General features: G+C 43.4%; 7 protein-coding genes. 6 read left to right on the forward strand and 1 reads right to left on the reverse strand.

Translation table 11 applies throughout. The features are described 5' to 3' along the window. The 3 genes from trpCF to trpA all read left to right on the forward strand — a co-directional run bounded on the left by trpCF (nt 1) and on the right by trpA (nt 3,579). Nucleotides 1-1,446 carry a bifunctional indole-3-glycerol-phosphate synthase TrpC/phosphoribosylanthranilate isomerase TrpF gene (trpCF, locus tag K0625_RS00500; RefSeq protein ID WP_220107868.1) on the forward strand — a complete coding sequence of 482 codons (1,446 nt, stop codon included), beginning with the start codon at nt 1-3 and terminating at the stop codon, nt 1,444-1,446. A gap of 98 nt (nt 1,447-1,544) precedes the next feature. Further along, nucleotides 1,545-2,768: a tryptophan synthase subunit beta gene (gene trpB, locus K0625_RS00505; RefSeq protein WP_220107869.1), complete on the forward strand. Its 1,224-nt coding sequence runs from the start codon at nt 1,545-1,547 to the stop codon at nt 2,766-2,768. Continuing rightward, complete coding sequence (gene trpA, locus K0625_RS00510; RefSeq protein ID WP_220107870.1) at nt 2,761-3,579, forward strand: tryptophan synthase subunit alpha; 819 nt, start codon at nt 2,761-2,763, stop codon at nt 3,577-3,579. The genes trpB and trpA overlap by 8 nt, the downstream gene beginning before the upstream one ends. A gap of 96 nt (nt 3,580-3,675) precedes the next feature. Here the strand turns inward: trpA and K0625_RS00515 are convergent, their stop codons facing one another. Continuing rightward, nucleotides 3,676-4,848, reverse strand: coding sequence for a cyclic di-GMP phosphodiesterase (locus tag K0625_RS00515; protein WP_220107871.1), 1,173 nt, complete (start codon nt 4,846-4,848; stop codon nt 3,676-3,678). Between the two features lie 670 nt (nt 4,849-5,518). On the opposite strand from K0625_RS00515, the gene K0625_RS00520 reads away from it, so the two are divergent. The 3 genes from K0625_RS00520 to K0625_RS00530 all read left to right on the forward strand — a co-directional run bounded on the left by K0625_RS00520 (nt 5,519) and on the right by K0625_RS00530 (nt 12,977). Next, nucleotides 5,519-7,696: a lipoxygenase family protein gene (locus tag K0625_RS00520; protein WP_220107872.1), complete on the forward strand. Its 2,178-nt coding sequence runs from the start codon at nt 5,519-5,521 to the stop codon at nt 7,694-7,696. 250 nt (nt 7,697-7,946) lie between these two features. Continuing rightward, entirely contained in the window at nt 7,947-9,818 is a 1,872-nt protein-coding gene (locus tag K0625_RS00525) for a sensor domain-containing diguanylate cyclase (protein ID WP_220107873.1), read from the forward strand. Nucleotides 9,819-10,472: 654 nt separating this feature from the next. After that, nucleotides 10,473-12,977: a TonB-dependent receptor gene (locus K0625_RS00530; RefSeq protein ID WP_438944481.1), complete on the forward strand. Its 2,505-nt coding sequence runs from the start codon at nt 10,473-10,475 to the stop codon at nt 12,975-12,977. Nucleotides 12,978-13,117 lie beyond the last annotated feature (140 nt).

Here is a 13,117-nt window from a genome sequence, read left to right on the forward strand (position 1 = left end):
ATGTCAGGAGTTACAGTGAATCAAGCAGCCACAAATAGTGCCAGTAATGTTCTGACTAAGATAGTCGACACAAAAGCGGCCCATATCGCGTCCCTAAAAACCCGCTTTCCTGAAGCTGAGCTAACGCCTAAAGTTTCAGACCGAAGTTTATTTGACGCTTTAAAAAAACCTAATGCTGGTTTTATCTTCGAATGTAAGAAAGCCAGCCCTTCAAAGGGATTAATTCGCGAAGACTTTGATGTTGAAGCGATAGCCGATATCTATCATCACTATGCGGCTGGCATTTCGGTATTGACTGATGAGCAGTTTTTCCAAGGAGACATGGATTACATTCCCAAAGTTCGCGCTCGCGTTAAGCAGCCGATACTCTGTAAAGACTTTTTCGTCGATATCTATCAGGTAAAATTGGCCGCTCATCAAGGCGCCGATGCTATCTTGTTGATGCTATCGGTACTCGATGATGAGCAATACCGCACGCTGGCGGCTGAAGCTGAAAAGTACAACTTAGATATGCTAACCGAAGTCAGTAATGAAACTGAACTCAAGCGCGCTATAGATCTCAATGCAGCGATTATCGGTATCAACAACCGAAACCTGCGTGATCTCTCCACAGATCTGGGCACCACGGAGGAGCTAGCTCCCCACATCCCAGCCGATCGTGTGGTGATCAGTGAGTCCGGTATCTACAATCAAGCTCAAGTACGCCGATTAAGCCCCCTTGTCGATGGTTTTCTTGTTGGCAGCTCACTAATGGCAGAAGCCGATCTGGATCTTGCTTGTCGCACTCTTACCTTAGGCCATAACAAGGTATGTGGCCTAACTTGCAGTGATGATATTCTTGCTGTGGCAAAGGCTGGCGCCGTTTATGCGGGCCTTATCTTCTACCCTAAATCGCCACGCTCAGTGAGCCCTGAACAAGCCCAAACCTTAGTCGAGCAGCATAGAGATACGGGGCCTAACATCAAGTTCGTTGGCGTCTTTGTCAACGAAGCTCCTAAGGTAATAGCCGAAACGGCTAAAAGACTTGATCTCTTTGCCGTTCAACTCCATGGCAGTGAGTCTGAATATGAGATAGAGCTGGTACGTCAAGCATTAAACGAGCTTGCTTGCCCTTCGGTGATCTGGAAAGCCGTTGCCGTGGATGCCGATATCGCGCAGCAGACAATTCAAGTACCCACCAATGTTGATCGCGTGCTGTTTGACAGCAAAAGTAAGCAAACCGGTGAGCTACAATTTGGTGGCACTGGCATCGCCTTTAATTGGCAACAATCATTACCGAATAAACCAAATTCGATGTTGGCGGGTGGATTAAGCCCGGAGCTTGCCTCAAGTGCAAGCAAGCAGGGATTTTATGGCTTGGATTTTAACTCAGGTTTAGAAAGCGCACCTGGCGTAAAAGATCATACAAAAATCAACGCCACATTTAGCGCACTGAGAGAATATTAACGAGTACTAACGACTCAATATACTTTTTTGACTTATGCCCGCCACAATCTCGTTAACGTGAGTGGCATCGAAAAGGCAACTCTATTTAAGGATATAAAATGACTAAGCTCGACCCCTATTTCGGCGAATATGGTGGCATGTATGTGCCTCAAATTTTAATGCCGGCACTCAAGCAACTTGAAACAGCATTTGTTGACGCTCAGGAAGATGAAGCATTTAAAGCTGAATTTAGCGATCTGCTAAAAAATTACGCTGGCCGCCCTACGGCGCTCACCTTGACCCGTAACTTAAGCCCCAACCCTTTAGTGAAAATCTACCTAAAGCGTGAAGACCTCCTTCATGGTGGAGCTCATAAAACAAACCAAGTGTTAGGTCAGGCGCTGCTTGCAAAACGTATGGGTAAGAAAGAGATCATCGCCGAAACTGGCGCAGGTCAACATGGCGTTGCAACCGCCCTTGCTTGTGCGCTTCTAGACCTAAAATGTAAGGTTTACATGGGCGCAAAAGATGTTGAGCGTCAATCGCCTAATGTGTTCAGAATGAAGCTGATGGGGGCTGAAGTGATCCCTGTAACATCAGGCTCCTCCACCCTAAAAGATGCCTGTAATGAGGCGATGCGCGACTGGTCCGGTAGCTATGACAAGGCCCATTATCTACTGGGGACCGCAGCGGGACCACACCCTTTCCCGACGATTGTTCGCGAGTTCCAGCGCATGATTGGTGCTGAAACGAAGAAGCAGATTATAGAGCGCGAAGGTCGTCTACCCGATGCGGTTATCGCCTGTGTCGGCGGTGGCTCCAATGCCATCGGCATGTTTGCCGACTTTATTGACGAAGAGTCTGTCAAATTAATTGGCGTCGAACCTGCGGGTTTAGGTATCGACACGCCCATGCACGGCGCACCACTTAAGCATGGTAAAACCGGTATCTTCTTCGGTATGAAGGCGCCTTTGATGCAAGATAAAGAGGGGCAGATTGAGGAGTCTTACTCAATCTCAGCTGGCCTTGATTTCCCATCTGTAGGTCCACAACATGCCCATTTGGCTGCAACAGGACGCGCGACCTATGAGTCGGCCACCGATGATGAAGCATTAGAAGCATTCCAGCTACTAGCACGAAGTGAAGGGATCATCCCAGCGTTAGAGTCTGCCCATGCACTCGCTTATGCCGTCAAAATGGCAAAAGCTGCAACACAGGAAACCATACTTGTGGTTAACTTATCGGGTCGGGGCGACAAAGATATCTTCACCGTTGCTGATATTTTAGAGGAGCGCGAGAAATCACAAACAGGCCAGCAAACAGAGGAGAGAGGCAATGACTGAATCTAAACAAGCGGGCCATTATCAGGCAGCCTTTGCCAAACTTGAGGAAAAAAACCGGGGTGCATTTGTTCCTTTTGTCACCTTAGGCGATCCTAGCCCTGAAATATCTTTAAAGATCATCGACTGTTTAGTTGAAAACGGCGCCGATGCGTTAGAGTTAGGCTTTCCTTTCTCAGATCCTTTAGCCGATGGCCCGATTATTCAAGGAGCCAACCTGCGCTCTCTCGCAGCTGGCACAACACCAAGTCAATGCTTTGAGATGCTCAGCACTATTCGCGCTAAGTACCCAGATTTACCCATAGGGTTACTTCTGTACGCAAATTTGGTCTATGCCAATGGTATCGAAAATTTTTACGCTAAAGCTCAAGAGGCAGGTGTTGACTCAGTATTGATTGCCGATGTCCCTGTTGAAGAGGCAGAGCCTTTTATCACATCGGCTAAAGCCCATGGAGTTGCACCAATCTTTATCGCCCCGCCCAACGCAGACAGTGACACATTAAAGCTGGTCAGTGAAAAAGGTGAAGGATATACCTACCTTCTCTCCCGTGCAGGAGTGACTGGCACTGAGTCTAAAGCTGGTATGCCGATTGGCGATATTCTAGCTAGGCTAAAGGAGTTTAACGCAGCGCCGCCCTTACTGGGATTTGGTATTGCCGAGCCCACTCAGGTTAAAGAAGCGATTCAAGCTGGTGCTGCTGGCGCGATTTCAGGTTCTGCGGTGGTTAAAATTATCGAAGCCAATAAAGACGATGAAGCTGAGCTTCTCGCTCAACTCGGTGAGTTTACCCGTAAGATGAAAGCCGCCACTTAGCATAAGTGAGACAAAAATAGCGCCATTTGGCGCTATTTTATTTATCGATGTGCGCTTATCTCTTTTGAGCTCAGCTCCACGACCATGAGGCTAGAACTATCCTTCATGAGCTAAGTACTCAATTATTTGCTCCATATTAAGATCGAACTCATCGGCTCTTACGCACTTAACAATATGCTCAGTCTCCATTGAGGCCAGATCAATATTTTGTGCCATCTCAAACTGTTTTGGATCTAATCGGTAGAAAGCTTTCACCTTAGGACGAACTGGGTTTTGTAGATTATGACTCTCAACGATAGCTAAACGGTTTGAATCAAGCTGAACTATTGCCCCAACAGGATAAACCCCAAGACATTGAATGAAACTATCAACTAAATCAGCATCAAGTTGATTCTCTTTGGCTAACGCCCTTAAGATACTGAAAGCCTTAACTTGGGAGTAGCCTTTTTTGTAACAACGGCTCGATGTCAATGCATCGAAGATGTCGCAGATAGAGATCATACGTCCATAGATAGAGATCTCATTACTCTTCAGTCCGTTAGGATATCCCTCACCATTAAGCTTTTCATGATGCTGAGCCGCAACTTCTAAACTTAATGCGCTTACACCTGGTGTTTTCTTTATCGTATTAATAGAGTGAGTAGCATGACTTTTCATGATATCAAACTCTTTGTCAGTCAACTTTCCAGGCTTATTCAGAATGGCATCAGGTACCATGATCTTACCCACATCGTGCAGAAAAGCCCCAATGGCTAACTGGCTGACAATCTCTCTCTCCAATTTCATATGAAAAGCAAACATAGTGATCAACACAGATACTGCAACAGAATGCTCTAAAAGGTACTCATCTTTATGTCGTATATTAAGCACGCAAGATAGCGCATCAGGATTATTGAAAATGATCTCTATAGACTCATCGGTTACCTTGCTAACCGAGTTGAGATCCAGTGAAAATCCATTTTTTGCCGCATGAAACAACTTTTTTTGAATGCTTTTCGATTCATCAAAAATTTGTCTGGCTTTTTCGACCTGCTGAGTAAAAGAGGGGACGCAACTTTCAATCACCAGAGGCATAACAGCCAAAGGCTCCTCTCTAGTCTTGCTAGTATCAATAAGAACGCGCAAAACCCCTTTACTTCTTAAATTTTCAATAACGCCTTCGCTCTCTAACCAACTGGCCTTGGTTAAGTGAAACTTTCCTTTCGGATAGGTAATGTCCAGAACATACATGCCAACACGAACATTTGAAATATCTTGTTCGACAATCATAAATTGAAACCCTATTTCCTAAAGCAGAACCTCCGACTCTCGATACGAAAAATGATTCGAGGCGTTAAGTTCAAAGTATGGTTCACAAAGCAATCAAAGACCAGCACCCTCCCTAGTAAAGCTCCTGAAGCTAATATACCGACACAAAACAGCAGCATATTAACACAAGAATAAAATGTCCATACTAATATTGATCAAACTTCCATGGGAAACACACTTCATTGAGCAATAAACTGCCATGGTTATTAATCTGTATTTAAACGACTGGATAACTTTCTTCTCTTCCACTGCTGAAAATAGAAAAAACATAGGCTGCAATAAAATAAAGTTCAACTTGATAGAAGCAGATATTAAGTCTTTAAGAAAAAGGGGAGGTCAAAAAACAAGCAAAAAATTACTTTTTCTTACATTTAGAATAACTCTCTTTTCATTGGCGAATAAACAGACACAAACCCCAATCTGCAGAGCTAGTTAATATAAAGAACTGACACATACCTTTATATAAAACTCATCGACTTAACAAAAATTATAAAAAGTAAGAACATTTATTATATACGTAGGAAATGACTAGCCGAGTCAATTATTACTATGCATTATGAGCAAAATAAAAAATACAAGCATATGTTTATCTAGACATTTTACCCAGTACCAACTCAACCAAGGGACGCGCATGAGAGATACCTCATTAGAACCATCATTGCCACAACTCAACTCTGAGCAAGATAAAATAAAAAGAAAATTTGATATTTCAATTTCAAAAACAGATTACAACTATATGTTCAGCTATTTAGAACCTATCCCTATTGCAGCAAGCGTCCCTAAAAGCGAAGAGTTTAACCCAAGCTACGAATATAAAGTTTTACAAGTTTTCCTTCCTTTAGCTGAGAATTTTAAATCTGTCATCATCAGCTTAGTAGAAAAAGAGCTTTCTGATGATCTCCCTACTAACATGCGTGCTTCTATAGAAGCTGTTGAGGTCGCACATCACAAATTAAAATCAGCAATGAGCGAAGGCTCAATAAAAAAATATATTCATGAAGTAGAATATTTAAACGAATTAATTCATGCCTTGGCCGAAGTTCCTAAAGAGCTAGAATCAGCGATTCAAGGAGTAGCTAGATTACCAAAAGATCTCATTAAAATGGTCAAAGGTCTTGATGAAGTTTTTAAGGAGTTTCTAAAAGAGGGCTTCACTGCATTTCTGAAAAACAGCATGTACGACATGCTTGCCACCGATGATGGTCGAGACTACCTAGCAGCAACAAGCACACAGGACTACCTTGATCTATTTAAAACACTTCCCTCTCCTGATCTCATCAACATAAAAAAACAGAGCTGGATGCCCCAAGATGATAAGCAGGAGATCTGGCAGCAAGATTGGTACTTTGGTTATATGCAGATAGCGGGATTTAACACCACCAACCTCAAAGGGGTTCAGCTTAGCAATAGTCACTCCCCTGAGATCATCGTATTAGCAGATCTGTTGAAAAAGATGCCGCTAACCGACACCGTTTTTCAACAAGTCATAGGTAACAGTGAGCTCACTCTCTCTCAAGCCGCCGATCAGGGGTTATTATACGTCTGTGACTATGCCATGATGGAAGGCTTAGAGGGCAGTGAGCTTCATGATAAGCAACGTTATCCTCACGCACCTATCGCTCTATTTTTCTGGAATAAGATCCCACCTGCGGGTTATCCATCTACTGGAGCAATGCAACCAATTTGTATCCAGCTCGCTCAAAAGTTTGATACAGAGTTAGCCCCCATCTACACTCCAAATGATTGCATGAATAATCAAGACCCACTTGGAGTTAAGTGGCAAATAGCCAAGGCCTTTGTGCAAAACGCCAGCGCGATCCAACATGAAACCGTTGCCCACTTAGGGGCTTGTCATTTAACGATTGAGCCTATGATAGTGGCAGCCAACCGCCAGCTGGCACAATCACACCCCTTGATGATACTGCTTAAACCTCACTTCAGGTTTACACTCCCGATAAATGATGGAGCAATTCATAGCTTAATTGTACCGGGCGGCGTCGTGGCTTCAGTACTGTCCACCAGCCACGAGAGCAGTGCAAAACTGATTGTAGATGCCCATGAAAAGTGGCGCTTTGATGAGCAGTTCCCAGACGCTCTTTTTAAACATAGAGGCGTATGTGAGCAATCACTCCCTAACTTCCCATTTAGAGAAGATACTTTAGACCTGTGGGAGTCTATTCAGGAGTTTGTAGAGCAATACCTTGCACTGTATTACACAGGAGACTCTCTACTTGAAAGAGATAGCAAGGTTACTGAAGATTACGAGCTACAAAACTGGGTCAATGAGATGGTTGACGGTCGCTGCGCCTCAATTAAAGGGATGCATGGACTGGTGAAAACAGATAACAGTGAGCAGACCTATCAAATTCAAGATTTTAACTATCTGGTCAAGGCTGTCTCTTTGATAATCTACACTGCCAGCGCTCAACACGCGTCTGTTAATTATGCACAATGGCCCTTGATGAGTTACCTTCCAAGTGTTTCAGGCACTCTCTATGCCAAAGCACCGGCTCGCTCTGAGGAGCTAACAATGGAGAGTTATCTCAAGTATCTGCCTCCTTTGGATGTTGCCCTTTACCAAGCCACGTTTGGCTACCTGTTAAGTAATGTTCAGTACGATAAGTTAGGCCATTACAGTGATGATCCGAGAAAGTCCTATTTTAAAGACCCTCAGGTCTCCCCATTAGTCACAGAGTTTCAAATGAAGCTAAATCAGATTGAGCTCACTATTCATCAACGTAACAAAAGCAGACCATTTCCCTACCCTTTCCAGTTACCCTCTATGGTACCTAACAGCATAAGCATCTAATCCAAAGAGCTCATGCGAAAGGTTAATCTCAAATCGGTGACAGTGAAAATATTTACTGTCACCGAATTTTAAAATAACAACAGATAACATCAAAGTTAATGATTTGTAAGATATTTGTACTTACTAACGGAGGTAAATCCTTTAAACTAGTTCGATACGATTAAAATAGATCTGAAACTTTAAAGCTCAATAGAATATTAGCCAATTCTCTTTTGGCAATGTCGTTGAGCAGGGTTTCAAGGAGAGAAACTTGCGTCTAATTCCCATTAATTCACGGCATATATCAAAGCGTGCATTATTGACAGGCATCATGTTTTTTCTCTATGGCCTTCTTTATACATCAACTCTTCATGCCGCCTCACCAGAGGTTATAGAGGTATCGACGCATCATCAGGGCCAAACAACTGGAGACGATTACTACTATCTCGTTGATAAAACGAATACTCTCTCACTGAGTGATGTTATCGCAAGCTCAAACTGGACAAAATCTGAACCTAATATCACCAACCGAGGCTTTACCTCCGCCAGCTCTTGGATGAAATTCACCTTAAAAAACAGTAGCCAAACTAACTTCAATATTATCTTAGAGTATGTTGAATCTTCTGTAGGCAGCATAGATGTCTACCATAGAAAACTAGGTTCAGATGAGGAGTTTACCCACTCAAATTTTACTTTTTCAGCACCAGTGGAGACACGAGAAGTCAGCTTTTATCGTCCAGCTTTTGAACTTAGTCTGCCCTATCTCGAATCCCATGAGGTCTATGTCAGAATCTTCCCTGGCGATGAGTTTCCTATGCATAGCTTTACCGCCATGAGGATATGGGATCAAGCCAGCTTCTACCTTGCAACTCATATCGAACTGACCTTCCTCGTTATCTTGCTGTGCACTGAACTATTTATGGGCTTCGCTACCCTACTGGTCTTCTTTATCTCACGGGATAAGATGTTCCTCTACTACTCTATTTTTGCTTTCTCAATTGCCTCTCTTTTTGCTTCCTTAAGTGGTGTTTGGGGTTACTTCTTTGCCCGAGAAAACTACCAACTTTGGATGGTTGTTTTTCAGATAAGCTTAAGTCAGATAGCGGCTATCTGGTTTGTCCGATGTTTTCTGAATATTCGCCAGATCTCAAAAATGATAGATAACGCCCTGTTAGCCGCAATTGCGGTCTCAATAGTAGGCGTCATTGTTAACCTGTCTGGTTACCCCTACTACCCAAGATTGATCATCGACAACATCGCATTTCTCTATATTTTATTGGTGCCGATTGGCCTCTTTGCTTGGAAAAAAGAGGTTCCCCACGCGGGCCTTTTCACCTTTAGTTGGGCGGTATTCATTTTAGGCATGCTCACCGCCTCTCTGCGATTAAGAGGCTACTTAATCGACTCCTTCTGGCTACAGTGGCTCATCTATCTAGGTGGCTTTATTGAAGCATTTCTGTTGACGACCATCATGGTACTCAGATTAAGGGATATGCAACATGCAAAATTAAAGATAGAGCTAACACATAGGGAGCACTTAGAAAACTACGCAAACGAACTATCTCAGCAGGTTAAACTGCAAACAAAACAGCTACTCGAAGCAAAAGAGAAAGCGGAAACAGAGGCCAGAGTGGATATCTTAACCGGATTGACTAACCGCCGAGCCTTTATCGAATCAGCCCATGGATTTTTAGCAAGAGCCAGCCGCCAACCAGGTACTAACCTTTACCTGTTGATGATAGATATCGATCACTTTAAAAAAGTAAACGACACCTATGGCCATGCAGCAGGTGATGCGGTACTAGTTGCTGTCGCCAACTCCCTATCTGAAACCATACGCACAATCGATGTTGTCTCTCGATTAGGGGGAGAGGAGTTTGCGGCCTTAATGGAAAACAAAGATCCTCAAGGCGCGATCAACCTCTCAGAAAGGTTGCGTAAAGCCATCGAAGACCTAGTTGTTGAGTTTGAAGGCCAGCAGATTAAGCTAACCACCTCCATTGGGGTCGCAAAATGGGGTCCAATGGACAACTTAGATACCTTAATGAATCAAGCAGATCATGCTCTGTATCAAGCAAAAGAGTCTGGCCGAAACTGTGTTTACTCTAGCTGTTTTGACCATCAGCAGCTTAAACTTGTCTAACCCAGACAAGTAAACTTTAGTTATGCAGTCTAAATGTTAATAAGCTTGATGTTCTATAGCGAAAGCAAAGTCCCACCACACTATTTTTATCTCTAGTGCCGAGAAAAGAGCAAATGAGTGTTAGTTATACAAACCGTCAATCAGAAAACTCCCCTACAAACTAAACTCCCAAGAATAAATCTACCCTATTAATCGTGAAAATGAAGAATTCTCATTTCCTAGTAACTCAAAAAACAAAACAAATTAACCATTAAATATTAATCGCATACAACAAACCCTATTCGATTTCACAACTTTTCACCTAGATTCAAGACTCTTCAATCCAAGTTTACTTATATGAAATTGAAACCTTAGATACATGTTTCAAACATAACTATAACAAAGACAAAAACAGTGATTGATTGTGTGAAATCAAAGTGGTTTTTAGTCCTAACTACCTTACTAGGACAAAATAATTTCAGACATAAAATCCAGTTCAATATGACCTCTCACAAGTATGAATTTGGTGATTCATTCAAAGTGATGAACCAATAAATCAGATGTTGATATGAGAAAAATTATAAGAACATGGAGCAGATAATGAAGATCCACAAAAGAAGCTTACTAGATTCAGCAATTAAGCATGCACTATTTGTTGGCGCAGTTTCTATGCCAATGCTCGGCTTTGCGGCTGAACAGAGTGATACGACACCAAGCGTTGATACCGATGAAGTAGAAACGATTCAAGTTCGCGGGATCCGCGGCAGTGTCGTTAAATCCCTCAACACTAAACGCTATTCTAATTCAGTTGTCGATGCGGTGACCTCTGAAGATATCGGAAAATTTCCCGACCAAAATGTCGCCGAATCGCTTCAACGTGTCACAGGTGTTTCCATCACACGTAACTTTGGTGAAGGTGAGCGAGTCAGTATACGTGGTACAACAGAGAGTCAAAACAGAACCCTATTAAATGGACAAGCCGTTGGCTCTGCGGATTGGTGGACTAACTCTCCAGCAAATCGTGGTTTTAACTACACCATGTTGCCATCTGAGATAGTTTCAGGCTTAGAGGTCTATAAGTCACCAGAAGCGGATATTGACGAAGGCTCAATTGGTGGCACTGTCATCGTCAGAACCCGTAAACCACTTGAACTTGACTCCAACAAATTTGCAGGCTCTGCATTAGCTCAATACAGTGAGATATCTGGTGAAACTGACCCTCAGCTTTCAGGCATGTACAGCTGGAAAAATTATGATGAAACCTTCGGGGCGCTTATCTCTGTAGTTCGTCAAGAACGCAACCTAAGACGTGATGGGATTGAATCATGGAGCTGGACCGACAGAGATATCACTCTCGAAGATGGCACTGTCCATAAAGATGTCTACAGCCCTGGTGGCGGTGGCTCAGCCATGTTCCAGCAAGAGCGTGTGCGCACAGGCATCAATCTTAGCTTGCAATACCGTCCAACGTCGAACTTAGACATGACATTTAATGCATTAGATTCGACCCTAGAAGCTGATAATGAAAATCAAAACTTCCTCTGGCTGCCTGGTTACGGTGACTCTCAATACACCTCTGTCGATCTCATCGAGCATCCAGAAGTGGGCACCATGCTCACTGGCGGCACCATAGGTTTATCACCTACAGGTGATAATATCTTAGATGAAACTAAGGTCAGAAACTCTAAATTAAAAACTAAATCCTACGATTTCAAAATCGATCATATTGGCGATCTCTGGAGCTCCAGCGTTCATTTAGGCTACACCGAAGGTACGGGTGGTTCTCAAGCAGATCGAAGTGTTGGCTGGGGTGGTAACTACGTACACAGTTTCGACGCCTCCTCTGCACGGGACGTTAAAACCCACTATGGAGCCAACCCCGCCGATGGCAGTAAGTGGGATCTTAACTTCCTTCGCTACGACAGAAACGATGCCAAAGATGATGAGTTTTATATTCAGGCCGATTTTGAACGTGATATCGATCTCGCTATCTTTAGCAAGATAAAGTTTGGTGCCAAGTATCGCGATCACTCCCGTTTCAATACCAAAGAAACCACAACAGCACGTACAGATTTAGGTTGGATCTTGGCTGATTACTCCCTACCTATGCCATCAGATTTCCTTGAACATCAAGGCTCAAGCGGCACCCTAAAAGATTACGCTATAACAGATTCAGACAAGGTTCGTAGCGAAGGCGACGCACTAGGCTGGGACTATCGAACTTTAGAGGCGAGTACCTTCGACATAGGCGAGAAGATCTACGCCGCTTACGTTAAAGCCGATATCGACGTGGAATACCTTCGAGGCAATATAGGGGTACGTATCGTGCAAACCAACCAATCCTCATCAGCGTTTGTCGGTGAAGAGGGACAAGGGGTTTGGACAACAACAGATAAAGATTATTTGGAAATTCTGCCAAGTCTAAACTTAGCTGTCGACCTTGATGATGATGTTATCTTAAGAATGAGTGCATCGCGCGTCATGTCGCGTCCAAATTATGTGGATATGACCTCATCGACCTCCTATAACCTAGAAACCCAAACGGGCACGGGCGGTAACCCAGATATCGACCCTTACCTAGCGACACAGTTTGATCTTGGCGTTGAGTGGTATTTCAATGAAGCAGGCATATTCTCTGCCATGCTATTTCACAAAGATATTCAGTCCTTTATTGAACAAAAAGGCAACCTGGAGATCCATGAAAATACAGAGATCTTAGTCAATCGCCCCATTAATGGAAATGGCGGAACCATCATGGGTCTAGAGCTGGGTTATCAGCAGGAGTTATTTGAAAACTTTGGGGTTTCTGCCAACTACACCTTTGTTGATGGTGAAGCAAAAGACGGTGAAGGTAATGATGTCACGATCCCAGGTAACTCAGAGCACACAGTGAACTTAAGCTCATATTATGAAAATGAGGACTTCAGTGGCCGGATCTCATACAACTACCGCACAGGCTATGACACAGGTCTAGGATGGCCAGGTTATATAGATGACTATGGTCAACTCGATGCCAACATTAGCTATCAAGTTACCGACAATATCACCCTAGTGCTTGAAGCCATCAACTTAACAGACGAGCAAACCTTCAGCTATCAACAAGAGGGGGTAGAACAAGCCCTAACAGGCCTCTACGCCGATGGCAGACGATTTGTCACAGGAGTACGTTTTAATTTCTAGTTGCGACTTTTATCCCCCTTAGTTGTTTCAAGGGGGAATCTCTCCCCAAGGAATGGACCTCCCTTTCCATCTCCTTGGTTACACGAGTTTTAGGGTCATGTCTAAAACTCGTGGTTTTTTTCTAAGCTAATCACTAAACC

The organism is Shewanella nanhaiensis, from assembly GCF_019457885.1.
GTDB lineage: Bacteria > Pseudomonadota > Gammaproteobacteria > Enterobacterales > Shewanellaceae > Shewanella > Shewanella nanhaiensis.

Coding starts and splice junctions, on each gene's coding strand:
- trpCF (WP_220107868.1), top strand. CDS start 1: ATGTCAGGAGTTACAGTGAATCAAGCAGCCACAAATAGTGCCAGTAAT.
- trpB (WP_220107869.1), top strand. CDS start 1,545: ATGACTAAGCTCGACCCCTATTTCGGCGAATATGGTGGCATGTATGTG.
- trpA (WP_220107870.1), top strand. CDS start 2,761: ATGACTGAATCTAAACAAGCGGGCCATTATCAGGCAGCCTTTGCCAAA.
- K0625_RS00515 (WP_220107871.1), bottom strand. CDS start 4,848: ATGATTGTCGAACAAGATATTTCAAATGTTCGTGTTGGCATGTATGTT.
- K0625_RS00520 (WP_220107872.1), top strand. CDS start 5,519: ATGAGAGATACCTCATTAGAACCATCATTGCCACAACTCAACTCTGAG.
- K0625_RS00530 (WP_438944481.1), top strand. CDS start 10,473: ATGCTCGGCTTTGCGGCTGAACAGAGTGATACGACACCAAGCGTTGAT.